The organism is Pseudarthrobacter equi (assembly GCF_900105535.1).
Taxonomy (GTDB): domain Bacteria; phylum Actinomycetota; class Actinomycetes; order Actinomycetales; family Micrococcaceae; genus Arthrobacter; species Arthrobacter equi.
The window spans coordinates 1,467,921-1,494,534 of record NZ_LT629779.1; the positions used below are offsets into that span (position 1 = coordinate 1,467,921).

Genomic DNA, 26,614 nt, shown 5'->3' on the forward strand with positions numbered 1-26,614 from the left:
CAATGTCCCCTAAAGCGGACCGCACCTCCGGAGACAGGATCTACAGCGACCGGACCAGCTCCCGTCCTACGGTCAGGCCGGTGAAGAGGCAGCCGCCCAGGAACGTCCCCTCCAACGCGTTGTAGCCGTGGGCGCCTCCGCCGCCGAACCCGGCAGCTTCCCCGGCGGCGTAGAGTCCCGGTACAGGGGAGCCGTCCTGCCCGAGAGCCTGGCCGGCAAGGTTGGTCTGGATCCCGCCGAGGCTCTTGCGGGTCACCACGTGCAGGCGCACCGCGATGAGCGGCCCCGCGGCAGGATCGAGGATCCGGTGCGGCTTGACGGTGCGGAAGAGCCGGTCGCCCAGGAAGCGGCGGCTGTTGCGGATGCCCGCCACCTGCGCGTCCTTGGAGTAGGGGTTCCGCACTTCGGCGTCGCGTTCTTCGATCTGCCGCCGAAGGTGCCCGTAGTCCAGCAAAGCCTCGGCAGTGAGCCCGTTCATGCCGCGGACTAGGTCCGCCAGGTTGTCAGCGACCACGAAATCGGCGCCGTGCTCCTTGAAGGCCTCGATGGGACCCGGTGCACCCTTGCCCAGACGGCTGCGGAGCAGGAGCCTGACGTCACGGCCGGTGAGGTCAGGGTTCTGTTCCGACCCGGAGAGGGCGAACTCCTTCTCGATGATCCGCTGGTTGAGGATGAACCAGGAATGGCTGTGCTGCTGGAGGTCCGGGGTGGTCCGCAACAAACGGAGGGTGCCAAGCGTGTCGTACCCGGGGAGCCCGGGCGCGGGCAGGCGGCGGCCCAAGGCATCGAACCAAAGCGACGACGGCCCTGGTAGGATCCGGATGGCGTGGTCCGGCCAGATGGGGTTCCAGTTCTGGATGCCCTCGGTGTAGTGCCACATGCGGTCGCGGTTGACCAGCCGTACCCCGGACCCCTCCGCGATGTCCAGCATGCGCCCGTCCACGTGTTCCGGCACACCGGTCACCATTTTCTCCGGCGGCCTTCCCAGCCGTTCCGGCCACCAGCGCCGCACCAGGCTGTGGTTGCCGCCAATGCCGCCGCTGGCGATCACCACCGCCTGGGCCCGCAGCTCGAATTCGCCCACAACGTCCCGGTTCGAGGAAACGCCGCGCGGCGAACAATCGGGTGCCAGGACCGAGCCGCGCACCCCGGTGACAGTACCGCCGTCGTACGTTAAACCGTCCACCCGGTGCCGGAAATGGAAGCGGACGCTCCCCGCTGACGCCGCCGCCCGCGCCTTGTCCGCGAAAGGTTCGGAGACGCCGGTACCGGTGCCCCACGGGACGTGGAAGCGGGGCACCGAGTTGCCGTGCCCGCCCGCACGGCCGTCGCCGCGCTCGGCCCAGCCCACCAGCGGCGTGAACCGGATGCCCTGCTGATGCAGCCAGGAACGCTTCTCGCCCGCGGCAAACTCGACGTAGGCGCGGCCCCACTGCTGCGCCCACCGGTCCTCGGCGAGCGGTCCGGCCAGCCGGTCCCACTGCGCCGAGCCCTGCCAGTCCTGCCAGGCCAGGTCGAAGGAGTCCCGGACGCCCAGGCGGCGCTGCATGGGGGTGTCCACCAGGAACAGGCCGCCGAGGGACCAGAAAGCCTGGCCGCCCAGGTTCGCCGCGTTCTCCTGGTCCACGATGGCCACCCGCTCGCCGGCCCGCACCAGCTCGTTGGCCGCCACCAGCCCTGCCAGCCCGCCGCCGATGATGATGACGTCAGCGTCCATCCGAATATCCGCCCTGGTTGAGAGATAAGTGAGAGTCCAGCATCAACCTACAGCAGCGGCGGGATAGGGTCGTGGACATGTTTGAACTCGCCTCCCCGGATGTTTCCTTCTACCGTTCCTTCCTCGAGTCGCACCGCGAATGGGCCGGCGCCCACCAGGACGGTGCCGGGCTGTTCGCGGGGGATGACGTCAGCAGCCCGGCCGGGTTCGAGGCCTGGGTGAACAAGCTGGCGAATGCCGAACAGGCGGACGGGACGGGCGGTATTGTCCCGTGCACCTACTGGTGGATCACCGAGGACTCCCGGTATGTGGGGTCCATCGCTTTCCGCCACTACCTCACGCCGGCGCTGCTGAACTCGGGCGGGCACATCGGCTACGGCGTCCGCCCGGCCCGCCGCGGCGAGGGTGCTGCAACCTGGGCGCTGCGCGAAGTGTGCACCCGCCTGGCTGAACGCGGCGAGCCGGACCGGGTCCTGCTGACCTGCGACGACGGCAATGCTGCCTCGGCACGGACCATCGAGCGGTGCGGGGGCAAGTTGGAGGACGTCCGGCCGGATGACGACGGCGGGCACTTCAGGCGGTACTGGATCGACCTGGCCCGCGGCACCCGGGAAGGCGGCGCGGGCACCCCCGGCGCCCGTTAGCCCAAAGGCGGGGGAGCGCCGCTCACCGTGAATCTCCCACCACTCACCGCAGGAATCATACGTTTACTGATCATTTGGCGCAGGATGGCCGGAGGCGTATTGAGGTGCCAAAAGGTCCGAGGGTAGGGCCGTGAGCCTCTGGACTGCCGGACACTGACGTCTACTTGAGCAGGGGAAATCATCCATGGGCTTCCTGGACCGTGAAAGAACCATCGCGCCGGCGGGTTTCAACCGCTGGCTGGTGCCGCCGGCGGCGCTCGCCGTCCACCTCTGCATCGGCCAGGCGTACGCCACCAGCGTGTACAAGACGGCGCTGGTCAAGCATTTCGGCGCCAGCCTCACCGAGATCGGCCTGATCTTCTCCATAGCCATCGTGATGCTGGGCCTGTCCGCCGCAATCATGGGTACATGGGTGGACCGGAACGGCCCGCGGAAGGCGATGTTCACGTCGTCCATGTTCTGGGTGGGCGGCTTCCTCATCGGCTCGCTGGGCATCTTCACGCACCAGCTGTGGCTCGTCTACCTGGGCTACGGCGTGGTGGGCGGCATTGGCCTGGGCATCGGGTACATCTCGCCGGTGTCCACGCTGATCAAGTGGTTCCCGGACCGGCCCGGCCTGGCCACCGGCATGGCCATCATGGGCTTCGGCGGCGGCGCGCTCATCGCCAGCCCGGTATCCACAGCGCTGCTCAAGGCGTACGATCCCAACTCCGGCGCGCAGGGCTGGGTGGCCAGCGGCGATGCCGTGGGCAAGCTCTTCCTGACCCTCGCCGTCGTCTACCTCGTGTACATGCTGTTCGGCGCCTTCACCATCAAGGTCCCCGCGGACGGATGGCGGCCCGCCGGGTTCGACCCCGCCAAGGTCAAGGCCGCCAAACTGGTGACCACCGAGAATGTCTCCGCCAAGAACGCAGTGAAAACCCCTCAGTTCTGGCTGGTGTGGGTGGCCCTGTTCTGCAACGTCACGGCCGGCATCGGAATCCTTGAGCAGGCGGCGCCCATGATCCAGGACTTCTTCAGGGGGCCCGACGGCGCGTCCCTGGTCAGTGCCGCCGTCGCCGCGGGCTTCGTGGGGCTGCTGTCCATCGGAAACATGACCGGCCGGTTCGCCTGGAGTGCCACCTCGGACGTCACCGGCCGCAAGCGCATCTACATGATGTACCTGGGCGTCGGGGCCGTGCTGTACACGGTGCTGGCGCTGGCCGGATCCAGCACCACCATCCTGTACGTGGCGCTGGCGTTCCTCATCATCTCGTTCTACGGCGGCGGTTTCGCCACCGTCCCCGCCTACCTGCGCGACCTCTTTGGCACCTTCCAGGTGGGCGCCATCCACGGCCGGCTGCTGACCGCCTGGTCCGCTGCCGGCGTCGCGGGCCCGTTGATCGTCAACGCGTTCCTCGACGCCCAGGGCAAGCCGGGCCAGCTGACCGCGGCGTCCTACCAGCCCGCGCTGCTCACCATGGTGGCGCTGCTGGTGGTCGGGTTTGTGGCGAACCTGCTGGTCAAACCCGTCAGCACACGATTCCACGAACCCCGCCCGGACCGGGGCCGCCCGCACGAACCCGCCATGGAGGCCTGAGATGAGCAACGTCCCCAACAACAATCCCTCGACGCCGGACACCACAGCCGTCAACACCGCCACCGGGAAGCTCGCATTGGGCTGGGCCCTGGTGGGTGTGCCGCTGGCCTACGGCGTCTACGAAACCCTCACGCGGGTTGCGGCCCTGTTCGACTGAGCCTTCCGCGCCCGACGGCGGCCCGCGCCTTTGTCACGCACAGCCTGCTTTTAGGGCACCAACGACGGCGGGACCTGGGGTTTACGGGGTTTCGTCGCCGCCGCCGGGCTGAAAGCGTGCTGTGCGTGACGCGGGATCAACCGCTTACGACGCCGGCTCCGCAACAGGAGCCGACGCCGCCGCATCCTGCCGGGTCACCGCATTCCAACCCACCACGGCCACGAAGAGAGTGATCAGGGCGGTCATCAGCACTCCGAGGCCGATGTGGATCTGAAGCAGCACGGTGCCGAGTGCGGCCCCGGCCATAATGAGCCCCACCGCCGCGAGCCGGCGGCCCCAGAACGGATGGGTACCGGCGCCCAGGCGCGAATCGGCGGCCAGCCCGGTGATGGTGGATGTCACCACCACGGTGGAGACATCCTTGACGTTGAGGTGGCGGGCGGTGGCGGCCTGGACGCCCATCGCGACGGCCAGGGCACCGGTGATCGCCACCGTCAGGGGCTCGTTGTTGCGCGGTGTCACACCGCTGAGCAGAGCTATGGCCACGGCAGCCATCACGGCGCCCACGCCCGCCAGCAGCCCGGTGGTGCGGTGCGTCCAGCCGGACTTGATGATGCGCAGGGTCCGCCCGGACACCAGGGCGCCGGCCATGAATCCTGCCAGCGCCACGATCGGACCCAGGACCGGCAGGTTGTCGCCGCCCATCAGCGCCATGCCCAGGATCACCACATTGCCGGTCATATTCGCCGTGAAGACGCGGTCCAGGCCCAGATAGCCCACGGCATCGATCACCCCCGTGGAGAACGTCAGCATCAGCATGAGCACCAGGTGCAGCCGGGACGGGTCGGCGGGGAAGAAGCGTGCGGGCATGCGGTCGCCTTTCGCGGGTCCGGAAACGGGGGAGGTTTCCAGTATGCGCCCGTGTCACGCAGAGCACGCTTTTAGATGACGCACGACGGCGGAGCCTTGGCATTTCCTGTGTCGGCCGCCGGCGGGAGGGCCAAAAGTATGCCGTGTGTGACGCCGGGCCCGGACGAAGGTGAGCGGAAGCGAAGGCGCGTCAGGCAGCCCGCTCCGCCAGCCGCCGTCGTAATGTCACCGAGGTCAGCCAGGTGACAAGGCTGCAGGCCGCGGCACCCCAGAGGATGTCTGTCACGGCCACCAGCGCCGTGAAGTCCTTGAGGACGGCGAGCCCGGTGAGGGCCCAGGTGGCGTAGGTGAAAAACCCGAACAGCGCCGCCCCGGTGACCCGCTGCCGGATGGTTGCTTCAGGGCTGTTGGGCCGGACCCCATAGTGGACCATCCCGGCCACGAAGATGACGTAGAACAGGACGGCTGCCACAAAATTGGTCTTGTCCGCGAGGATCCCGCCCATCGCCGACTGGTATAGCGGATTCGCCACCCCCAGGATCCACACCACGTCCAGCACCGCGAAGATGAGAGCTGCGACGATGTAGGCGGTCAGCCAGTTTTTGGTGCGGTGGCTCATGCGGGACTCCTATGGTGGGGGAAGGCTGCACTGGCAGTTCGGTGCCGCTGCGGTGTCCGGACGGGTCCACCCATACAACTCCCTTCCGGCTCCGAAGACTAAGTGGGCGGGCAGACCGCGCCGCGCAGCAGCGTGCGGCAGGCCAGGGGAAAGGACTTTGAGGCAATGAAGGACAAGAGCCGTAAGGCGCTCATCAGTGTTGGGCTCGCGGTGGTGGCCGCAGTGCTGATCGCGTGGGCAGGCAGCCAGGGCGGGTCCGCCATCGGTGGTTTCCCCGTGTTCGCGCTGGGTGTGGCGGCCGCGATGCTGATCCAGTGGCTGGTGTTCATCCCGTCCTTCGCAAAGCAGACCGAGAAGTTCTACGACCTCACCGGCGCCCTGACCTACATCTCCATCACAGTGTTCCTGGTGCTGGCCAGCCCGGGAATCGACGCCCGCGGCATGCTGCTGGCGGCGATGGTGGTGCTCTGGGCCCTCCGGTTGGGCGGGTTCCTTTTCCTGCGTGTCATGAAGCATGGCAAGGACGACCGCTTCGACGAACTGAAGCCCGATTTCGCCCGCTACCTCAACACCTGGACCCTGCAGGGCCTGTGGGTGGTGCTGACCGCGGCTTTGGCCTGGGTGGCCATCACCTCGGACAAGAAGGTGGGCCTGGACGGATTCTTCTGGGTTGGCCTGGCCGTGTGGATCCTGGGCATCACCGTGGAAATCATCGCCGACGTGCAGAAGACCCGGTTCAAGAACAACCCCGCCAACCAGGGCCGCTTTATCTCCACGGGCCTCTGGTCAAGGAGCCGGCACCCCAACTACTTCGGCGAAATCACGCTGTGGGTGGGCGTGGCCATCATCGCCCTGCCCGTGCTCCAGGGCTGGCAGTGGGCTGCCTTGGTTTCTCCGGTGTTCGTCACCCTGCTGCTAACCAAGGGCAGCGGTGTCCCGCCCCTCGAGGAGAAGGCGGACAGGAAGTGGGGCGGCCAGGCGGACTACGAGGAATACAAGAAGAGCACCCCCGTGCTGGTGCCCAAACTGACGTAGGCGGTTCCGCCGCAGAGGAAAGTACGACGGCGGCACTTGAGCGGGTGCCGCCGTCCATGAGTTAGAATTGACGCATCAAGGGGAGTACTCCCGTCTGTGATAGGCCCGTCAATACGGATGCAGCGAAGCATCCCGGGCCATCGGCTCCGGTTCAACCGGGCGGAGGAGACCTTGGCGTATCTGTCAGCGCCAACCCCTTGGAGTACCCAAATGCAGGTAACACCACTGATCTGGATCATCACCCTTGCGGTGACCGTCCTGTTCTTCGTTTACGAATTCTTCGCGCATGTGCGCAAACCCCACGAGCCGTCCATCGGTGAATCGGCGCGCTGGTCCGCGTTCTATATCGGGCTGGCCCTGCTGTTCGGCGTCGGTATCGGCATGGTCTCCGGCTGGAACTTCGGCGGGGAGTACTTCGCCGGCTACCTCACCGAGAAGGCCCTCTCGATCGACAACCTGTTCGTGTTCCTCATCGTGATGAGCGGGTTCGCCGTCCCGAAGAAGTACCAGCAGAAGGTGCTGATGATCGGCATCGTCATCGCGCTGATCCTGCGAGGCGGCTTCATCGCCATTGGTGCGGGCCTCATTGAGAACTTCTCCTGGATCTTCTACATCTTCGGCGCGCTGCTGCTGTTCCTGGCCTACAAGCAGGCGTTCGGCAGCCACGAATCCAACCCGGCCGACGGCAAATTCATGCAGCTGGTGCGCCGTGTCCTGCCCGTCACTGACGAGTACCACGGTGACAGGCTCACCGTGAAGAAGGGCGGCACCCGCTTCTTCACCCCCATGATGCTGACCATCATTGCCATCGGTTTCGTGGACCTGATCTTCGCCGTTGACTCCATCCCCGCCATTTACGGGCTGACCAACGAGGCGTACATCGTCTTCACCGCCAACGCCTTCGCCCTGATGGGCCTGCGCCAGCTGTTCTTCCTGATCGGCGGGCTGCTGGAACGCCTGGTGTATCTGGCCCAGGGCCTGGCGGTCATCCTCGCGTTCATTGGTGTGAAGCTGGTCTTCCACGCACTGCATGTCAACGAGCTGTCCTTCATCAACGGTGGCCAGCCGCTCCTGTGGGTCCCCGAGATTCCCATCTGGTTCTCGCTGGTGTTCATCGGCGCCACCATTGCTGTGGCCACGGTGGCCAGCCTGATGAAGACCCGCGGCGATGGCGACAAGAACGACCGTCACACCGTGGAGGGTGGCCTGGTGGCCACTGCCTCCAACGATCAGCAGGAGACGGATCAGCAGTCCGACGACGACCTGAGTTCCAGCGCCCGGGCACCCAAGTAAACGGTGTGACCCACCGCATACAGGCTGGTTTCGTCCGTTGGGGCTGCTTGTAGGTGGTGACGGCCCCCGAAATCCGCGCGGTTGTGCGGGTTTTGGGGGCCTTCCCTGTGGTTGGAGGGCTGGTTTGCGGTGGCGCTGGTGGGCGTGTATTGTTTTCTAAGTCGCCGCGGGGGAGACAGTGAAGAACTGATCACCGGGCGGCCAAAAACCCCAAATTAACGCCAGATTCTGGTTGCTCTTCTAGGGCGCTGGAAATTGGTTGGGGCGGTCATTGTGCGCTTTGTTTCGCTGGAAAGCGGATTTGCGAAGTGGTGGGTGATCGGGTAAGTTTGGAAAGTTGCTCCGGAGCGATCCTCAACCTTGAGGGTTTGGGTGGTGCCGGGTGTGTCTGTTGTTTGAGAACTCAATAGTGTGCCAAGTTTGTTGATACCAATTTTTTATTGAATTGGTTGATTGTGCTGTGCCGCCACCCCGTGGTTGGCATGGTGTTTTTGGCTGGTTTCAAATTTTGTGCATCCATTTTATTCCGTTATTTCCGGGGTTGGTGGGTGTGTCTGTTTTTGTTTTACTTCAACGGAGAGTTTGATCCTGGCTCAGGATGAACGCTGGCGGCGTGCTTAACACATGCAAGTCGAACGATGAACCTCACTTGTGGGGGGATTAGTGGCGAACGGGTGAGTAACACGTGAGTAACCTGCCCTTGACTCTGGGATAAGCCTGGGAAACTGGGTCTAATACCGGATATGACCTTCCATCGCATGGTGGTTGGTGGAAAGCTTTTGCGGTTTTGGATGGACTCGCGGCCTATCAGCTTGTTGGTGGGGTAATGGCCTACCAAGGCGACGACGGGTAGCCGGCCTGAGAGGGTGACCGGCCACACTGGGACTGAGACACGGCCCAGACTCCTACGGGAGGCAGCAGTGGGGAATATTGCACAATGGGCGGAAGCCTGATGCAGCGACGCCGCGTGAGGGATGACGGCCTTCGGGTTGTAAACCTCTTTCAGTAGGGAAGAAGCGTAAGTGACGGTACCTGCAGAAGAAGCGCCGGCTAACTACGTGCCAGCAGCCGCGGTAATACGTAGGGCGCAAGCGTTATCCGGAATTATTGGGCGTAAAGAGCTCGTAGGCGGTTTGTCGCGTCTGCCGTGAAAGTCCGGGGCTCAACTCCGGATCTGCGGTGGGTACGGGCAGACTAGAGTGATGTAGGGGAGACTGGAATTCCTGGTGTAGCGGTGAAATGCGCAGATATCAGGAGGAACACCGATGGCGAAGGCAGGTCTCTGGGCATTAACTGACGCTGAGGAGCGAAAGCATGGGGAGCGAACAGGATTAGATACCCTGGTAGTCCATGCCGTAAACGTTGGGCACTAGGTGTGGGGGACATTCCACGTTTTCCGCGCCGTAGCTAACGCATTAAGTGCCCCGCCTGGGGAGTACGGCCGCAAGGCTAAAACTCAAAGGAATTGACGGGGGCCCGCACAAGCGGCGGAGCATGCGGATTAATTCGATGCAACGCGAAGAACCTTACCAAGGCTTGACATGAACCGGAAACGCCTGGAAACAGGTGCCCCACTTGTGGTCGGTTTACAGGTGGTGCATGGTTGTCGTCAGCTCGTGTCGTGAGATGTTGGGTTAAGTCCCGCAACGAGCGCAACCCTCGTTCTATGTTGCCAGCACGTGATGGTGGGGACTCATAGGAGACTGCCGGGGTCAACTCGGAGGAAGGTGGGGACGACGTCAAATCATCATGCCCCTTATGTCTTGGGCTTCACGCATGCTACAATGGCCGGTACAAAGGGTTGCGATACTGTGAGGTGGAGCTAATCCCAAAAAGCCGGTCTCAGTTCGGATTGGGGTCTGCAACTCGACCCCATGAAGTCGGAGTCGCTAGTAATCGCAGATCAGCAACGCTGCGGTGAATACGTTCCCGGGCCTTGTACACACCGCCCGTCAAGTCACGAAAGTTGGTAACACCCGAAGCCGGTGGCCTAACCCTTTTGGGGGGGAGCCGTCGAAGGTGGGACTGGCGATTGGGACTAAGTCGTAACAAGGTAGCCGTACCGGAAGGTGCGGCTGGATCACCTCCTTTCTAAGGAGCACCTATAACCGCTCATGCCGACGCTTGTTGGTGGTGGGGGTTGTCAGGAGTAATGCCCGTTGCACGGACGAATGTTTCGTGGCGGGTGCTCAAGGGTGGAATATCAACGAATAGCGGCTGCTTGTTTCTGTGCCTTGTCTAGTACGAACCCCACTTGGTGGTGGTTCTGGAACGGTGGGTGTGGGGATGGGTGGTTTAGTGTTTGGCACACTGTTGGGTCCTGAGGCAACAGGGCCATGCTGGTGATCCTCCTTTGTGGGGGTTGGTGGTGTGGGTTTGTTTGTTTCTGGTTTCCCTGCTGCACCGATCATGCACGTGTTGTGTGTGTGGGGTGTGTGGTGTGGGGTTGTTGTTTGAGAACTACATAGTGGACGCGAGCATCTTGTATAAGAAGCAATTTCCAAGATAAATGAACCTGGATCTGGTTCGTGCGCCTTTGGGTGTGCGGGACAGTTTTCGTGGTTCTCTCGAAATTAGTTTTTGATCTTTGTGGTCAAGTTTTTAAGAGCACACGGTGGATGCCTTGGCATTAGGAGCCGAAGAAGGACGTAGGAATCTGCGATAAGCCTGGGGGAGTCGATAACCGGACTGTGATCCCAGGGTGTCCGAATGGGGAAACCCCGCCAGGAGCGCGAGTTACCTGGTGACCCGCATCTGAACACATAGGGTGCGTGGAGGGAACGCGGGGAAGTGAAACATCTCAGTACCCGCAGGAAGAGAAAACAATAGTGATTCCGTTAGTAGTGGCGAGCGAACGCGGATCAGGCTAAACCGTTCCATGTGTGATAGCCGGCGGGCGTTGCATGGTCGGGGTTGTGGGACATTACGTGTCAGTTCTGCCGGGCTGACGGGGTGTGGGTGTGCGTATAGGTGAACGGTCTTGAAAGGCCGGCCAGAGAGGGTGTTAGTCCCGTAACTGTAATGCGTTGCACCGCCTTGTTGATGTATCCCAAGTAGTACGGGGCCCGAGAAATCCCGTGCGAATCTGTCAGGACCACCTGATAAGCCTAAATACTCCCTAATGACCGATAGCGGACCAGTACCGTGAGGGAAAGGTGAAAAGTACCCCGGGAGGGGAGTGAAACAGTACCTGAAACCGTGTGCTTACAATCCGTCGGAGCAACCTTAGTAGTTGTGACGGCGTGCCTTTTGAAGAATGAGCCTGCGAGTTAGTGTTACGTCGCGAGGTTAACCCGTGTGGGGCAGCCGTAGCGAAAGCGAGTCTGAATAGGGCGTTTGAGTGGCGTGATCTAGACCCGAAGCGAAGTGATCTACCCATGGCCAGGTTGAAGCGACGGTAAGACGTCGTGGAGGACCGAACCCACTTCAGTTGAAAATGGAGGGGATGAGCTGTGGGTAGGGGTGAAAGGCCAATCAAACTTCGTGATAGCTGGTTCTCCCCGAAATGCATTTAGGTGCAGCGTTGCGTGTTTCTTACCGGAGGTAGAGCTACTGGATGGCTAATGGGCCCTACAAGGTTACTGACGTCAGCCAAACTCCGAATGCCGGTAAGTGAGAGCGTAGCAGTGAGACTGTGGGGGATAAGCTTCATAGTCGAGAGGGAAACAGCCCAGACCACCAACTAAGGCCCCTAAGCGTGTGCTAAGTGGGAAAGGATGTGGAGTTGCGAAGACAACCAGGAGGTTGGCTTAGAAGCAGCCACCCTTAAAAGAGTGCGTAATAGCTCACTGGTCAAGTGATTCCGCGCCGACAATGTAGCGGGGCTCAAGTACACCGCCGAAGTTGTGGCATTCAAATATTAGCTAAGCCCTTGTGGTTCAGGCGTTTGGATGGGTAGGGGAGCGTCGTGTGGGCAGTGAAGTCGCGGTGGAAACCAGCGGTGGAGCCTACACGAGTGAGAATGCAGGCATGAGTAGCGAAAGACGGGTGAGAAACCCGTCCGCCGAATGATCAAGGGTTCCAGGGTCAAGCTAATCTGCCCTGGGTAAGTCGGGACCTAAGGCGAGGCCGACAGGCGTAGTCGATGGACAACGGGTTGATATTCCCGTACCGGCGAAAAACCGCCCATGTTGAACAGGGGATACTAACTGCCCGAGACCTGCCCGATCACCCTTGTGGTGTGAGGGTTTTGGTGGAGCGCAGGACCTGATCCTGGGAGGCAAGCGTATTAACAGGTGTGACGCAGGAAGGTAGCCGAGCCGGGCGATGGTTGTCCCGGTCTAAGGATGTAGGGTGAGTGGTAGGCAAATCCGCCACTCATGATGCCTGAGATCTGATGGGACCCCCGTTTGGGGGGATTTGGTGATCCTATGCTGCCGAGAAAAGCATCGACGCGAGGTTTTAGCCGCCCGTACCCCAAACCGACACAGGTGATCAGGTAGAGAATACTAAGGCGATCGAGAGAATTATGGTTAAGGAACTCGGCAAAATGCCCCCGTAACTTCGGGAGAAGGGGGGCCCCAACCTTGATACACCCTTGCGGTGTGGAGGGGATCGGGGCCGCAGAGACCAGGGGGAAGCGACTGTTTACTAAAAACACAGGTCCGTGCGAAGTCGCAAGACGATGTATACGGACTGACTCCTGCCCGGTGCTGGAAGGTTAAGAGGACCGGTTAGCCGCAAGGCGAAGCTGAGAATTTAAGCCCCAGTAAACGGCGGTGGTAACTATAACCATCCTAAGGTAGCGAAATTCCTTGTCGGGTAAGTTCCGACCTGCACGAATGGAGTAACGACTTCCCCGCTGTCTCAACCATAAACTCGGCGAAATTGCAGTACGAGTAAAGATGCTCGTTACGCGCAGCAGGACGGAAAGACCCCGAGACCTTTACTATAGTTTGGTATTGGTGTTCGGAGTGGCTTGTGTAGGATAGGTGGGAGACGTTGAAGCCCGGACGCCAGTTCGGGTGGAGTCATCGTTGAAATACCACTCTGGTCACTTTGGACATCTAACTTCGGCCCGTAATCCGGGTCAGGGACAGTGCCTGATGGGTAGTTTAACTGGGGCGGTTGCCTCCTAAAAAGTAACGGAGGCGCCCAAAGGTTCCCTCAGCCTGGTTGGCAATCAGGTGTCGAGTGTAAGTGCACAAGGGAGCTTGACTGTGAGAGAGACATCTCGAGCAGGGACGAAAGTCGGGACTAGTGATCCGGCGGTACATTGTGGAATGGCCGTCGCTCAACGGATAAAAGGTACCTCGGGGATAACAGGCTGATCTTGCCCAAGAGTCCATATCGACGGCATGGTTTGGCACCTCGATGTCGGCTCGTCGCATCCTGGGGCTGGAGTAGGTCCCAAGGGTTGGGCTGTTCGCCCATTAAAGCGGTACGCGAGCTGGGTTTAGAACGTCGTGAGACAGTTCGGTCCCTATCCGCTGCGCGCGCAGGAAATTTGAGAAGGGCTGTCCTTAGTACGAGAGGACCGGGACGGACGAACCTCTGGTGTGTCAGTTGTACTGCCAAGTGCACCGCTGATTAGCTACGTTCGGATGGGATAACCGCTGAAAGCATCTAAGCGGGAAGCTCGCTTCGAGATGAGATTTCCATACACTTTATTGTGTGAGAGGCCCCCAGCCAGACCACTGGGTTGATAGGCCGGATGTGGAAGCGAGGACTAACGACTCGTGAAGCTGACCGGTACTAATAGGCCAACAACTTACACCACACAGATAAATACATAACTCTGCTTGCGTCCACTATGTGGTTCCCAACCAACAACCCTTTGTTGTCGGAACCAAAACAACTGAATACAACACCACATGTTGTAACCACCAGATTTCCCACACCACCCCCTAAAAGGGGTTGGTGACGGGTAGAAGGGTTACGGCGGTCATAGCGTGGGGGAAACGCCCGGTCCCATTCCGAACCCGGAAGCTAAGACCCACAGCGCCGATGGTACTGCACCCGGGAGGGTGTGGGAGAGTAGGACACCGCCGGACAAACATTGAGTAGGGCCCTGACACAACGTCAGGGCCCTACCACTTTAACCACCACCACCCGGTTCATACGGGAACAGCCAACTAGGCTGGAGCCACATGTGCACCACGACGGAAGGGCTGGTCACGCTATGACTGAGGATCCGGCGCCTGCCGTTGCTTTTGACCGCGTGGTCCTCATCTTCAATCCCGGGAAGCCCGGCATGGGCGCCAGGATCGAAACCCTTCAAAGCAGTCTCAACCGGGAGTTTCCGTCGCTTCCCATCAGTGCGCTGCCCACCATCCATGCCGGGCACGCCCGCGAGCTCGCCCGGACCGAAGCAGGGTGGGGCACGCCGCTGATGGTGTCCGTCAGCGGTGACGGTGGCTACAACGAGGTGGTGAATGGCGTCATGGACGTCGCCGGCAGCAAAGCGGTGTGTGCCGTGCAGCCGGCGGGTAACGCCAACGATCATCACCGAAGCCTGCCGGATCAGTCGCTTACGCAGGCGATCCGGGAGTCGAGCGTCCGCCGCATCGACCTGCTCCGGATCACGTTCCGGGACGGAGACCGCGAGGAGGTCCGGTACGCCCACTCCTACGTGGGGTTCGGGCTCACGCCGCTGATGGCGGTGGGGATCGAAAAGGGCGGAAAGGGGAAGGTCCTGGAACTCGTCTCCGTGGCGCGGACGTTGTCCAAGCTCATGCCTTTTGAACTGGTCCGCGCGGACGGGGCCACCGCCCGGTTCGACAGCCTGATCCTGGCCAACATCTCCCGGATGGCGAAGTACGGAACGGTCAGTGAGTCCGATCAGCCGGATGACGGGCGTTTCGAAGTGGTGACGCTGCCACACGCCGGGCGCTGGAAGATGGCGCTGATGACACTCCGCGCGGTCACGCTGGGACTGGGGCGGCAGCCGAGCGTCAGCACGTATGCGTTCACCATGCGGGACGCTGCGCCGTGCCAGATTGATGGTGAAGTGGTGCACGTCCAGGCAGGAACGCATGTCCTGGTGGAGAGCGCCCATGAAGCCCTCGCCACCATTTGACCGCCCAACTCCGTTGTTGGGCCAAGTGCACCAGGTGCCCGGGCAGCCGACGCCGAGGCGCCGGCTGCCTTTCACAACGTCAGGGCTGCACCGAGTCGAAGAACGTGTAACCGGTGTCCGGCTTCCCGTCGCTGTTTTCGTGTGCCTTCATACGGATGAATTCCACGTCTTCCTCGCTGAGGCTGGTTTCCCCGTGGACGTCCCAGGTGAGTGGTTGATCCAGGGCCGCGCTGATCTCCGCGGACAGAGTCCGTGGAATGATCACGCAGCCTGGGTTGTCGAACAGCCAGTCGGTCACTGTCGAGGGAAGCCGGTGCCACTGGTCTCGGAGGGGCGATTCTGTCATGGAGTGCCTTTCGGTTTGGATACCTGGGGAGAAAATTCAGTCGAAGTGGATTTCGGCGGCAGCCTGGCGGAGGAACTCGAGGCGCTGTTCCTCGACCATGCCCAGGGCATCCAACTCCTCGGTCCGGTCCTGGCGTTCCTTGGAGGCTTGGGCGGACACACCGGCCAGGATGTTTCCCACCAAATGAGCCAGGCCCGATTTGAGCTCCGCAAGGTTGGTGTTGCCGATCAGGAGCCGGCGGTCGGAGACGGAGAGGTCAATATGGCTGTAGCCCGCGTCCGCGAGCTCCTGCCGCACACCGCTTCCGCGCAGGAGGTCGATTTCCCGTGGCTGGGGCCGCCGGGAGAACACTGCCGGGACCGTGTAGCGGGTTGGGCCCTGTGCGGTGTGCAGGTCGTGCGGGAGTGCGGATGCGAGAACCCCGCTGAGCGTGAGTGCTGCATCAGCGCGCACGGGAGAGGTGTGGATGGTGGTGGTCATGGCGCTTGGCCTTCGTTCCTGGAATGCACCGTCGGACCCGTGGGTACGTGGAACGGCTGTGACTGGAGGGCAGGGCCCGGAACCGGGCCGCTGCGGGGAGGGAAACAGGCCCGGTGATTGAACGTGGCCGTCCTCGTTGTCCCAATTCGCCGCCGTGCCGGTGTCCGGATGATGCTGGGCCGGGTTGGTGAGCAGCGATGGGGCTGCAGGAGAGTTGGGCTCATTGATCGGAGAATCGGATGTCCAGTCACGACGTCCCGACGTATTTGCAGTCTACGCTCAATTGCGCGCAGCCGTTTGGGCACGGCCGCGGCAGCGCAGTAACCCCTGCCATTGCCACCCTTGACCGGGCCGCGGACAGCAACATATGCTCGATCTCAGAAAGCGTTTTCTCAGGCACCGGCGCAGTGCCCATTTTGCGAAGGTCTCACCGAATACCTCTACTCACTTCGGGGCTCATTGTCGTGCCCCGGAAAGGATGACATGCAGGTTGCCAGAACCCCACGGAAGCCTAACCACCGCCTTGCAGGCGCCGCCGCCACAGTCCTGATCGGTCTCACATCCCTGACCGCCATCGCCGCCCCGAGCTCGGCAGCGCCGCCGGGAAGCCAGGATTCCCCGGCGTGCTCCAGCTCCAGCACCCGCCTCGAGGCGGGCACCGCCCAGGCACCCCAGAACCTCTGCGTCCCGGCCGCCGCCACGGATGACACCAGCACCCTGCTGGTCTGGAACAAGCCGGACGTGTACGGCGACGTGGTGGATTACCGGGTCTACCAGAACGGCGCACCGATCGGCACGGCGGAGGAGAATGCCCGGCAGTTCTCGCCGGCGCAGGAATATGTGGATGCTTTCCGGGCCAGGGATACGGACGGCTTCCACGCCAAAACCGTGGCCCACAACTTCACAGTCACAGGCCTGTCCCCGCGCACCAAGCACACCTTCAGCGTGACCGGGATCCGGGCGGACGGCAGCGAAACCCCGGCGAGCGGCACCATCACGGTGACCACCACTCCCAAGCGGCACACCAACGTGGTCACCGCACCCGCCTACAAAGCCAAAGGCGACGGCACCACCCTGGACACGGCTGCCATCCAAAAAGCGATCGATACCTGCCGCACCCCCGGCTGCACCGTCGTCGTACCCCAGGGCACCTTCCGGACGGGCGCGCTGTTCCTGCACTCCAACATGACGGTGGAACTGCAGGAGGGCGCCCGGCTGCTGGGCTCGGACCAGCCAGAGGACTACCCGCTGGAGAAGGGCTACTACCTCTATCCCGTGCCGGAGCCGCTGCCCACGGAGGCCGAATACCGGAACTACCTGCGGCCGCCGTCGCTCCTTAACGTCCTCCCCGGGGACAACGGCCGGTCCAAGGAAGGGCGTGAACCCGGCGCGGTGGCCAGCAACGTCCGGATCACCGGCAAGGGCGTGGTGGACGGCAACGGCTGGAAGCGCACCAGCACCGGAACAGTAACAGATGAGGCGGGCAACGAGCTGCCACAGTACGTGGCCAGCAGCGCCGGCAAGGTGCTGGAGGACGGGCTGCTCGCGGCCAACCAGTTCCGCAACGCCAAGGCCAACCCGGACGCCCTGACCGGCATCGTCAACAGGCCGGACACATTCGAGGATTCCGTGCTGTACGGCCAGTACCGTTCCAGCCTGATGACATTCATGGGCGTCGACAACCTGTACCTGGAGGGCGTCACGGCGGACAATCCCGCGTTCCACGGCGTGATGATCGTGGACAGCGAGAACACCACTGTCAACGGCATGCGGCACACCACCTACAACACCAACAACGGCGACGGGCTGGAGTTCGGCGGAACCAGCAACGGAATCGTGCTCAACAACTTCTTCGACACCGGCGACGACCAGGTCAACTTCGCCGCCGGCCAGGGCAAGTACGGCGCACAGGGCAGGCCGAGCGAGGACGTCTGGATCTTCAACAACTACATGCGGATGGGCCACGGCGGCATCGCGGTGGGCTCCAACACGGCGGCCTGGGTGCAGCGCGTGCTGGCCGAGGACAACGTGATGTACAAGGTGGAGACCGGCGGGCTGCGGATGAAGAGCACCTCGGACATGGCCGGCGGCGGGCGGAACTTCCTCTTCCGGGACACCGCCATGGCCTGCATGGGCAGCAGCGCGTTCATCATGACGCTCAGCTACAACCAGTCACCCAGCGGGTACGTCGCCGCGGATTCGGCCACCTTCAAGGACGTGGTGGTCCGCAACGTGTCAGTGGACGGCAACAACTCGCCCAGCTGCGGCATGGCCGTCTCCGACAGCAAACCGGTCATCGACATCCAGGCCGGACCCGCTCTCGGCGAAGGCACTGCCACGCTCAGCAACTTCACCTTCCAGGACGTGGTATTCCGGAACGTCAACCCCGCCAACATCAAGGGCCTCACCAATTCGGTGTTCGACGGCGTGACCTTCCAGAGCGTCCGGAACAACGCCAACCCCTGGCGGTTCGACCAGTACTCCACCGGCAACTCGTTCGCGGACGTATCGCCCGCGCCCGCGGCGCTTCCGGCCGGCTAGGAGCTCTCCGGCAGAGCGTACGACGGCGGCACCCGGCCTGGGTGCCGCCGTCCGCGTTGGGGGAGGCCCTAGACTCGGAACATGTCAGCTTCTGGGGGGATGCCGGCCCGGCGAACGGGGTTAATGTTTCTAGCAGCCTTTGCGGCGGTGGTACTCGCCGGCTGCGAATACACGGGCCCGGAGGAGCCGGCCGCGGCAGCCTCCTCGCCGGCGACGACCCGGCTTGAGACCCCACCACCCGCATCCTTCGAGCAGAACGTGGAAGAAGTCGCCAGGAAGCTCAAGGCTGCCCCCACCGACGCCGGGATGCCATCGGACGCTGAGCCCGCCGGGAAGCTGGTCCTCGCCCTGGGCCCGGGGGACTACACCATCACCGGAGCCTGTGCCGGCGTGTACGGGGCGAAGCTCACCGTCACCCGGGAGGATGGCGTGCCGGAAGCGGCGTACTTCGAATGCAAGGACACGCTGGACAAATTCTTCAGGCACGACGGCGGACCCCTCACCATCAGTGCGGTTCCACCGGAAGGCAAACCGGCAGCGACGGGCGTCTCTGTCCAGCGCAACCAGGATCCCAGGGCGTCGGCACTCGAGGACTTTTCGGATTGGTCTGGGGAGCAGTTGCAGCCGCCGGTGCCCGGGGAGCTGCGCGGGGCCAGCAGCGGAAACGCGCGCACCGGAACGACGTTGATGGCAGACCCGGGCCAGTACCACCTGGACTTCCTCTGCGTCGGACCGAACTTTGCCGAGCTGTCTGTGTCCACAGCGGCCGGGGCGGAAGTGCTCGCACCAGTCCGCGTCCCCTGCGACGGGCAGGCCGTCAGGATGCCCCTGCTGCTGCCCAGTAAGGGAGCGGACATCTACATGAGCCCGCTCGAGGGCATTGACGGCAGGTACGCCTACCGCCTGGTGCCCGCCGGGCAGCCCTGACCGGCGGAGACCGACGCTTCCCGCGAGACCGGCCCGGGCTCAGACCAGCTGCAGCCCGTCAGCCACCACTCCGCCGCGGTGGATCACGGTGCGGCCGGGAAGCTTGTCCATCACTGCTGCCGCCACGGTGTCGCCCTCCACGAGGACCAATTCGGCGGGGTCGCCCACCGCCAGCCCGGGCCGGTCCGCCAGCGACGAAAGCCGCTGCGCCGCGGGATCGATCACGCTGGCGCCGCCCACGGTGGCCACGGCCACGCAATGCTCGATCAGTTCGTCCGCCCGGAACCTGTTGGTGAACGCCAGCTGCCAGGTGCGGTCCAGCATGTCAGCGTTGCCGTACGGGGACCAGTAGTCGCGCTGGCCGTCCTCGCCGAGGCCCACCCGGATGCCGGCGGCGGTGAGCTTTTCCAGCGGCAGCGGTGTTGCCGGAGCAACGGTGGCCACGGAAACATCCAGCTCCGCCATCTCCGCCAGGAGCCCATCCAGCTGGCCGTCGGGCAGATCCGCGAGGGCGAAGGCGTGCGAGATGGTCACCAGCCCCTGCATGCCCAGCGCGCGGGTGCGCTCCAGGATCAGTTCGATGCTGAACAGCCCCAGCTGGCCGGGCTCGTGCAGGTGGATGTCCACCGGCCGGCTGTACTTTTCGGCGAAGCCGAACACGATATCCAGATGCTTCACGGGGTCCCGGTCCAGGGCACAGGGGTCGATCCCGCCCACCACGTCGGCGCCGAGCCGGAGGGCTTCCTCGAGCACCTCGGCGCTGCCGGCTTCCCGCAGCAGGCCCGCCTGCGGGAACGCGATCACCGCAACGTCCGCCCGGTCCCGGTGGGTTTCACGCGCAACGAGGACGGCCTCGAAACGCTCTAGCCCGGCGTCGGCATCCACCTGCGCGTAGCTGCGCACGCGCGTGGTGCCGCGTTCAATCATCGCGCCCAGGGCGTGCGTGGCCCGTTCGGTGATGGAGGCTTCCGCGTCCCGCCAGTTGTTCCGGTCGTTGAGCATCATGTTCCAGACGCCCGGGGAGCCGGTGTGCGGGCGGAACGGCAGTCCCAGCCGGGTGGAGTCCAGATGGACATGGACGTCGGAGAAGGACGGCAACAGGATCCGGCCGCGCCCGTCCACGACGCCGGCACCCGGCTCAGTGCCGCCGCCCGCCGAAGCAGCTCCCTCCTGGGCGGCGGGTACAACGGCGGTGACCGCGCCGCCGTCGAGCGTCACGTCGGCGGGGTCCCCGCCCCAAGGGCGGACGTTGCGGAGCGTCAAAGGCATGGGTGAAGTCCTGTGGTTGCAGAGCGGTGGGTCCGGCACGCCGTCCGGGCCGGCGGCTAATGGGGCTATGGGGAGCTTACGGCAGGGCCGGGTAGCCGAACGACGGGCGCTGGCCGGAGCGGTAGGCAGAGTCGATCAAGGGTTCGAGCTCGTCAAGGACCGTCTGGTTTCCGGGAAGGACCACATGGGCCAGGAATTCCGATTCAAGGGATGCGATGCCCGCCGAGGCCGCTCCGAGCTTTGCGTCGATCGCCGAAGCCAGCGCGTGCCAGGATTTACGGTTGAGCCGTTCCAGGACTTTCGCGTTGGCTTCGTGGAGCCGGCTGTCCGCAATGTCCCCGCGGACCGCCATAGGCCCTTCGGACTGCAGCAAGGGCATGACGATCCGGAACTGCCGGCCGTCACCCTTGAAAGCGAGCGCGCCCATGGTTCCCCGCTGTCCGAAGGTGATGTCCGTTGCACCGTACTTTTCCAGCGCCAACCTGATTTGTTTCCGGGAAGCCTCGCTGCTGTAAGAGTCACCGCGGGTATATGGGCCTGTCATCCTCTAACTATGCGCCCATTTTGACGCGGCAGGGTAAGCCTTCCGCAACGGGTGGGCCTCGTGGGGCTGCGAAGGCGTCGTGTGCCGGGTTCGTTCCGGCGAGAGTCCGGCTAGGCCGGTTGGACGGCAGCGCGGGGCTTTCCCGCCGTTGCCTGCGCCCGCCGGTGGATGAAGTATTCCGCCACCGCCAGGCTGAGCAGCCAGGACGCGCCGATCAGGAGGGCACGCGAGAGCTCGGTCACCGGCCCCACCAGGGCAATCCAGGGGAGGGTGACCACAACGATGGTGCCCTGGGCGATGCCGATGGCGTACGCCCGGGACATCCACTCCGAGTGCCGGACGTAGTTCCGGCGCCGCACTGCAATGAACCCCAGGACAATGAACGCCACCATCGCGGAGCCGAACACCAGCCGGAGGGCCAGCAGCAGGGGCCCGTCCAGGGGCGGCAGGTCATAGAAGACGGCCATCCACAAGCCGGACAACGCTGCCAGCAAGCCGGTGGGGGCGAGGATGCGGCCGGCGATCTTGTGCCAGCTGGCCCTGCCGTGCCTGCCCCGCCGGAGCGGCGCAACGAACTGGAACGCGCCGAGCACCAGGTACACGGTGACGGCGGGGATGTGGATCAGGACGGGGACCGGCGAATCGAAGAACCGGGCGTTGCCCGGGGTGACCTGGCCGGCCGAGAGTTCGGCCAGGCGGAGTGATCCGGCCAGGACGGGGACCAGGCTGAGCAGGATCAGGGCGGCGGGGACCAGCCACCGGGCCCGGGGGTGGGGGCGGCGGGTGCGGGTAATGGTGGCGAGGTTCATGGGGCGGCTTCCCTGTGGCTGGGCTGTGCCTTTGCTTGTTCGCCGTTGCTGCGGGCGGACTTCAGGCGTTGGGTTACCGGAAGAGCGGCGCCCAGCAGCACCCGGTTCGCACGGTACACGCCCAACGTACTGCACCAGGTTCCGGTTGGCGATAGGCAGGAAACGGGCACCGAGACGCCGGTGACCCCTTTGCAGGGCCCGGGCACCGGGTCCACTATTAAGGCGCGGGACGGCTGGGGCCTTCTGAAAGTGCTCACCGCCTGAGGATCAAGGATTCGCCATGACCAGTGGTTCTGTTTTTCCCACCCGCCGCACGCTCCTGAGGACAGCCGGGGTTGGCGTTGCCGGGATGCCGCTCCTGGCCGCCGGACGTCTGCCGCGGCAGCCGGCATCGGCGGTGCCGTCCGCGCTGCTGCCCGCGCCGCCCGCCTTCGTCCCGCCGCTGCTGGACCGGGCCAAGGTGGACCGTGCCCTGGCCCGGCTGGACGGATTTGCCGGGGACGCGCTGGACCGGACGGGGCTTCCGGGATTGGCTGTCGCCGTCGTCTATCAGGACGAGGTGCTGTACTCGAAGGGCTTCGGCGTGCGGGAGGCGGGCAAGCCGGGGGGCGTTACGCCGGACACGGTGTTCCAAGTGGCGTCGGTATCCAAACCCCTGGCCTCCACCGTGATCGCCGGAGTGGTGGGGCAGCAGGTCATCGCCTGGACGGACCCCGTGGTCAAGTACAACAGGGACTTCGAGCTCAACGACGGATATGTCACCCGCAATGCCACCTTCGCCGACCTGCTCTCGCACCGCAGCGGACTCCAAACCGGCGCGGGTGACCTGCTGGAGGACCTCGGTTTCGGCCGGGACTACATCCTGTCCCACCTCCACCAGCAGCCCCTAAATGCGTTCCGCTCCAGCTACCACTACAGCAATTTCGGCTACACCGAAGGCGGGCAGGCGGCGGCCGATGCCATGGGCAGCTCCTGGGAAGACCTGGCTGACGGGATACTGTTCCGCAAACTGGGCATGGCCTCGTCCAGCTACCGCCTGGCTGATTACGAGAAGGCCGCCGACCGCGCGGTGCTGCATGTGCCGGTGGGGGACAGGCAGTGGGCGGCGAAGTACCGCCGCGACCCCGACGCCGAAGCACCGGCCGGCGGCGCCAGTTCCTCTGTGCGGGACCTGGCCCAGTGGCTCCGGCTGCAGCTGGGCAACGGCACCTACGGCGGCGAACCGGTGATCGACGCCGCGGCCCTCCAAACCACCCATGTTCCGCACTCGGTCTCCGGGCCGGCCTCGGCGCCCGCGGCCCGGTCACGGTTTTACGGGCTGGGCTGGAATGTCTCGTACGACGATGAGGGCCGGGTCCAGCTGGGCCACTCGGGGGCCTTCAACCTGGGCGCGGCCACCGCCGTGTCCATGCTGCCGGGCGAACAGCTGGCCATCGTATGCCTGACCAACGGCCGCCCGCAGGGGATCGCGGAGGCCATCAACGCGGACTTCATGGACACGGCGCAAAACGGCACGCCCACGGTGGACTGGCTGCCCTTCATCGCCGGTATTTTCCGGCAGCAGGACGAGGCGGACAAACCTGAGGTCGATTACGCGAAGGTCCCGGCCAACCCCGCCCCGGCCGGACCCAACCGCCGGTACACCGGCACGTATGACAATCCGTATTACGGCCCTTTGGTGGTCTTCGAAGAGGGCGGCGGGCTCGCCATGAGGATGGGGCCGGAGGACAGGCAGACGACGTTCGCCCTCACCCACTTCGACGGCGACACCTTCAGCTTCGAGAGCATCGGCGAGAACGGCAACGGCCTGGCCGGCGCACTCTTTGCGGAGCCGCGCCGGGGCTCGTCGCCGCAGCTCACCCTGGACTTCTACGACAGGACCGGGCTGGGAACCTTCACCAAGGGCGGGCGGTAATTTCCGACGCCGGCACGCTGCCACCGCTACGTAAAAGAGCGCCAGATGAAACACAACGAAGGAAGGAAAGAACCATGCCGAAGTATCTTTTTGAAGCGACGTATATGGGCCAAGGCATCAAGGGGCTCATGCAGGAGGGCGGAACCGCGCGGCGCGATGCGCTGACGGAGGCCCTGAAGTCCGTGGGCGGAACACTGGAAAGCTTCTACTACGCGTTCGGCTACTACGACGTACTGGGCGTTTTCGAAGTGCCGGATGATGCCAGTGCCGCCGCATTGTCGCTGCTCATCAATTCGTCAGGAAACGTCAACGTCCGCCTTAAGCCGCTGCTCACAGTGGAGGACCTCGACGAGGCCGCCAAGAAGACGCCGTCCTACCGGGCGCCCGGGCAGTAGGCGGGTTACCCACCAATGCCGGCGGCCGCCGTCGTGATGGACGACGGCGGCCCGCCGCTGGGTGCCTGGATGCTTGGCGTGAGTCTCCACACTTTATTTTGAGCAGCTCAAAATAAGACCGTAGACTTGGGTATAGGCCACCGAAGCCCTCGAGTACCGCACCGGTGAACATTCCCGGGCCGGCAGGGCAAGCGCCATAATCCGCAACGCGTCCTCCCGCTTGAGCAGTACTTGGAACCGGAATGGCCCACCATCCTGATCCTCCAAGGAGAACCCATGACTTTGCTGGCTGAACGCCCCGCAACCACCGAATCCACCCGCACCACCGCTGATCGCGTCGCTGACACCGCACCCCGCGGCGGCAGCTACGTCACCCTTCTCGCCGGCAGCGCCGTGGCCCCCGTGGCGGGCACCTACGTCACCGCCGTCGGCAGCCTGCGTCCCGTCACGCGTGGCAGCTACGTCACGGTGGGCGGCACTCCCACGGTTTCCGCCGGAACCGTAGAGGGCAGCTACGTCACGCTTCCTGCGGCGGCCTAGGGTCCCAGCGCCTTTGGTGCTTGGCGCCAGGCGGCGCGAAAAGGAGGCCGACGGCGATACTGGGTATCGCCGTCGGCCTCCTTTTGCGTCCCCGGCAAGTGCGCACAGCCTGGCCCTGCACCAAGGGTTCGGGCGCGGTGTGTTGCGCCGGCCGGATGACGAGAATTTTCGTGGTTGCCACACCACGCCCCGCGGCGGGATGATCGGGGGAGTTGGGCTGCTGGGGGACGGATGAGCCGGACGAACGCCCGGCGCGTGCCCAGCTGGCGAGCGATGCGGCGGTGAGCGGGCGATGGCAGAGCACAACGGGCAGCAGCGGCGGTTGAAGGTTTCGGACGTCAACGTGGTGAACCAGCGCACGCTCAAGAAAGCGCTCGGCGGCACCATCGTGGGCAACACGATGGAGTGGTACGACGTGGGCGTGTTCGGCTACCTCATCACCACCATGGGCCCGGTGTTCCTGCCCGAGGCGGACCGGGCGGTGCAGAACCTGTTCCTGCTGGGAACCTTCGGCGCCACGTTCATCGCCCGGCCTGTGGGCGGGATCTTCTTCGGCTGGCTGGGGGACAAGATCGGCCGGCAGAAGGTGTTGGCCATGACGCTGATGCTGATGGCCGCCGCCACGTTCGCCGTCGGGCTGCTGCCCGGCTATACGGTGTTGGGCATCTGGGCGGCGGTGTTGCTGGTGGTGCTCAAGCTGGTGCAGGGCTTTTCCACCGGCGGCGAGCACTCGGGGGCCACCACGTTCGTGTGCGAGCACGCCCCGGACCGGCGCCGCGGCTTCTACGTCAGCTTCCTGGACATGGGCAGCTACCTCGGGTTCGCGGTGGGCGGGCTGGTGGTGTCCATCCTGCAATTGGTGCTGGGGCAGGAGCAGATGGAGGCGTGGGGCTGGCGGCTGCCGTTCCTGGTGGCCGGCCCGCTGGGCGCTGTGGCCGTGTATTTCCGGATGAAGATCGAGGAATCGGCCGCGTTCAAGGCCACCATGGAGGCCGAAGCGGTGGCCGCCACGCACCCGGAAACGGGGGAGGAGCTCCGTGCGGTGGGCCCGCTCGGGATCCTGAAGGCGCACTGGCGGCCCATCCTGCTGGCCATGATCCTGGCGGCCGCCGCCAACACGGTGGCCTACGCGCTCACGTCCTACATGCCCACCTACCTGACCAGTAACAAGGGGTACGACGAGGTCCAGGGCACGCTGCTGACCATCCCCGTGCTGGTGGCGATGGCGCTGTGCATCCCGTTCACCGGGCGGCTTTCGGACAGGATCGGCCGGCGACCCGTGCTGTGGATCGGGGCCGGCAGCACCGTGGTGTTCGCGGTTCCCGCGTTCCTGGCCATCGCGGCGGGCAGCATCCCCATGACGCTGCTGGGCCTGGCGCTGATTGCCTTCCCGGTGGCGTTCTCGGTGCCGAACCTCGCCTCGGCGCTGCCGGCGCTGTTCCCCACCGAGCACCGGTACTCCGCCATGGGCATCGCCTACAACCTGGCGGTGGCCATCTTCGGCGGGACGGCCCCGTTCATCATTGCGTCCCTCATTGAGCTGACGGCCGACGACATGGCGATCGCCTACTACCTCATGGGCGTGGCCGTGATCGCCGCCGTGGCCATCTACTTCCTGCCCGAATCGGCCGGCCGGCACCTGCCCGGGTCCATGCCCAGCGTGGACTCGCAGGAGGAGGCGCGGACACTGGTGGAGACCCAGGACAACAACCCGCTGCTGGACCTGGACTCGCTGCCGTTCGAGGAAAGCTTCGCGGCCGCGCGGGCGTCGCACAACCGGAAGCCCACGGTCATGTAGGGAAGGACGCACGACGGCGGCGCTTGGCTTGGGTGCCGCCGTCGTGGTTTGAGTGCGGGCGGCGGTGCTCTACGCCGCGAAGGCTCCGTCCCCTCGGGAACGGAGCCTTCGTCAGTCA

Annotated in this window: 20 protein-coding genes and 3 rRNA genes; 15 read left to right on the forward strand and 8 right to left on the reverse strand. The window is 64.3% G+C overall.

Annotated elements, in window-relative coordinates; translation table 11 throughout:
* Positions 1 to 40 precede the first annotated feature (40 nt).
* Complete coding sequence (locus BLT71_RS06715; protein WP_091718679.1) at positions 41 to 1,717, reverse strand: FAD-binding dehydrogenase; 1,677 nt, start codon at positions 1,715 to 1,717, stop codon at positions 41 to 43.
* Between the two features lie 77 nt (positions 1,718 to 1,794).
* Between BLT71_RS06715 and BLT71_RS06720 the strand changes: the two genes are divergently transcribed.
* From BLT71_RS06720 to BLT71_RS20550, 3 genes are all read left to right on the forward strand, one after another.
* The gene (locus BLT71_RS06720) at positions 1,795 to 2,361 is read left to right on the forward strand and encodes a GNAT family N-acetyltransferase (RefSeq protein ID WP_091723871.1); all 567 of its coding nucleotides are present in this window, start codon (positions 1,795 to 1,797) and stop codon (positions 2,359 to 2,361) included.
* Positions 2,362 to 2,545: 184 nt separating this feature from the next.
* On the forward strand, positions 2,546 to 3,940 hold the full coding sequence (locus tag BLT71_RS06725; protein ID WP_091718681.1) for an OFA family MFS transporter: 1,395 nt from the start codon (positions 2,546 to 2,548) through the stop codon (positions 3,938 to 3,940).
* A gap of 1 nt (position 3,941) precedes the next feature.
* Positions 3,942 to 4,097, forward strand: a complete 156-nt coding sequence (locus BLT71_RS20550) for an MFS transporter small subunit (protein WP_172829923.1) — start codon at positions 3,942 to 3,944, stop codon at positions 4,095 to 4,097.
* Between the two features lie 144 nt (positions 4,098 to 4,241).
* Here the strand turns inward: BLT71_RS20550 and BLT71_RS06730 are convergent, their stop codons facing one another.
* Together BLT71_RS06730 and BLT71_RS06735 are read right to left on the reverse strand one after the other, a co-directional pair.
* Positions 4,242 to 4,967 (reverse strand): YoaK family protein, encoded by a 726-nt coding sequence (locus BLT71_RS06730; RefSeq protein ID WP_091718683.1) that lies wholly within the window; start codon positions 4,965 to 4,967, stop codon positions 4,242 to 4,244.
* A gap of 190 nt (positions 4,968 to 5,157) precedes the next feature.
* A complete protein-coding gene (locus tag BLT71_RS06735; RefSeq protein WP_091718685.1) occupies positions 5,158 to 5,586 on the reverse strand; it encodes a DUF2177 family protein in 429 nt (142 codons plus the stop codon).
* Between the two features lie 165 nt (positions 5,587 to 5,751).
* Between BLT71_RS06735 and BLT71_RS06740 the strand changes: the two genes are divergently transcribed.
* The 6 genes from BLT71_RS06740 to BLT71_RS06765 all read left to right on the forward strand — a co-directional run bounded on the left by BLT71_RS06740 (position 5,752) and on the right by BLT71_RS06765 (position 14,932).
* The gene (locus BLT71_RS06740; RefSeq protein WP_091718687.1) at positions 5,752 to 6,621 is read left to right on the forward strand and encodes a DUF1295 domain-containing protein; all 870 of its coding nucleotides are present in this window, start codon (positions 5,752 to 5,754) and stop codon (positions 6,619 to 6,621) included.
* Between the two features lie 210 nt (positions 6,622 to 6,831).
* Positions 6,832 to 7,914, forward strand: a complete 1,083-nt coding sequence (locus tag BLT71_RS06745) for a TerC family protein (protein ID WP_091718689.1) — start codon at positions 6,832 to 6,834, stop codon at positions 7,912 to 7,914.
* A 570-nt stretch (positions 7,915 to 8,484) separates the two neighbouring features.
* A 16S ribosomal RNA gene (locus BLT71_RS06750) occupies positions 8,485 to 10,005 on the forward strand.
* A 500-nt stretch (positions 10,006 to 10,505) separates the two neighbouring features.
* Positions 10,506 to 13,633: ribosomal RNA gene (locus BLT71_RS06755) — 23S ribosomal RNA — on the forward strand.
* Between the two features lie 157 nt (positions 13,634 to 13,790).
* Positions 13,791 to 13,907, forward strand: a 5S ribosomal RNA gene (gene rrf / locus BLT71_RS06760).
* The 16S, 23S and 5S rRNA genes sit together here, the layout of an rRNA operon.
* A gap of 128 nt (positions 13,908 to 14,035) precedes the next feature.
* Positions 14,036 to 14,932, forward strand: coding sequence for a diacylglycerol/lipid kinase family protein (locus BLT71_RS06765; protein ID WP_091718691.1), 897 nt, complete (start codon positions 14,036 to 14,038; stop codon positions 14,930 to 14,932).
* 79 nt (positions 14,933 to 15,011) lie between these two features.
* Here the strand turns inward: BLT71_RS06765 and BLT71_RS06770 are convergent, their stop codons facing one another.
* Both BLT71_RS06770 and BLT71_RS06775 read right to left on the reverse strand, forming a co-directional pair.
* Entirely contained in the window at positions 15,012 to 15,278 is a 267-nt protein-coding gene (locus BLT71_RS06770) for a hypothetical protein (RefSeq protein ID WP_091718693.1), read from the reverse strand.
* A gap of 36 nt (positions 15,279 to 15,314) precedes the next feature.
* On the reverse strand, positions 15,315 to 15,758 hold the full coding sequence (locus tag BLT71_RS06775) for a hypothetical protein (protein WP_056078505.1): 444 nt from the start codon (positions 15,756 to 15,758) through the stop codon (positions 15,315 to 15,317).
* A 483-nt stretch (positions 15,759 to 16,241) separates the two neighbouring features.
* Between BLT71_RS06775 and BLT71_RS06780 the strand changes: the two genes are divergently transcribed.
* Both BLT71_RS06780 and BLT71_RS06785 read left to right on the forward strand, forming a co-directional pair.
* On the forward strand, positions 16,242 to 18,299 hold the full coding sequence (locus tag BLT71_RS06780; RefSeq protein WP_091718695.1) for a glycosyl hydrolase family 28 protein: 2,058 nt from the start codon (positions 16,242 to 16,244) through the stop codon (positions 18,297 to 18,299).
* A 123-nt stretch (positions 18,300 to 18,422) separates the two neighbouring features.
* On the forward strand, positions 18,423 to 19,226 hold the full coding sequence (locus BLT71_RS06785) for a hypothetical protein (protein WP_157693433.1): 804 nt from the start codon (positions 18,423 to 18,425) through the stop codon (positions 19,224 to 19,226).
* Between the two features lie 39 nt (positions 19,227 to 19,265).
* On the opposite strand, the gene BLT71_RS06790 is transcribed toward BLT71_RS06785, so the two are convergent.
* The 3 genes from BLT71_RS06790 to BLT71_RS06800 form a co-directional block, all read right to left on the reverse strand.
* The gene (locus BLT71_RS06790) at positions 19,266 to 20,495 is read right to left on the reverse strand and encodes an amidohydrolase family protein (RefSeq protein ID WP_091718698.1); all 1,230 of its coding nucleotides are present in this window, start codon (positions 20,493 to 20,495) and stop codon (positions 19,266 to 19,268) included.
* A gap of 76 nt (positions 20,496 to 20,571) precedes the next feature.
* On the reverse strand, positions 20,572 to 21,039 hold the full coding sequence (locus BLT71_RS06795; RefSeq protein ID WP_056078493.1) for a hypothetical protein: 468 nt from the start codon (positions 21,037 to 21,039) through the stop codon (positions 20,572 to 20,574).
* Between the two features lie 110 nt (positions 21,040 to 21,149).
* The gene (locus BLT71_RS06800; RefSeq protein WP_091718700.1) at positions 21,150 to 21,848 is read right to left on the reverse strand and encodes a DUF2306 domain-containing protein; all 699 of its coding nucleotides are present in this window, start codon (positions 21,846 to 21,848) and stop codon (positions 21,150 to 21,152) included.
* Between the two features lie 280 nt (positions 21,849 to 22,128).
* On the opposite strand from BLT71_RS06800, the gene BLT71_RS06805 reads away from it, so the two are divergent.
* The 4 genes from BLT71_RS06805 (at position 22,129) to BLT71_RS06820 (ending at position 26,496) form a co-directional block, all read left to right on the forward strand.
* A complete protein-coding gene (locus BLT71_RS06805; protein WP_091718702.1) occupies positions 22,129 to 23,763 on the forward strand; it encodes a serine hydrolase in 1,635 nt (544 codons plus the stop codon).
* Between the two features lie 74 nt (positions 23,764 to 23,837).
* The gene (locus BLT71_RS06810; protein ID WP_056078483.1) at positions 23,838 to 24,158 is read left to right on the forward strand and encodes a GYD domain-containing protein; all 321 of its coding nucleotides are present in this window, start codon (positions 23,838 to 23,840) and stop codon (positions 24,156 to 24,158) included.
* 276 nt (positions 24,159 to 24,434) lie between these two features.
* A complete protein-coding gene (locus BLT71_RS06815) occupies positions 24,435 to 24,698 on the forward strand; it encodes a hypothetical protein (protein WP_091723872.1) in 264 nt (87 codons plus the stop codon).
* Positions 24,699 to 24,990: 292 nt separating this feature from the next.
* Complete coding sequence (locus tag BLT71_RS06820; RefSeq protein WP_091718704.1) at positions 24,991 to 26,496, forward strand: MFS transporter; 1,506 nt, start codon at positions 24,991 to 24,993, stop codon at positions 26,494 to 26,496.
* The last annotated feature ends 118 nt before the right edge of the window (positions 26,497 to 26,614 follow it).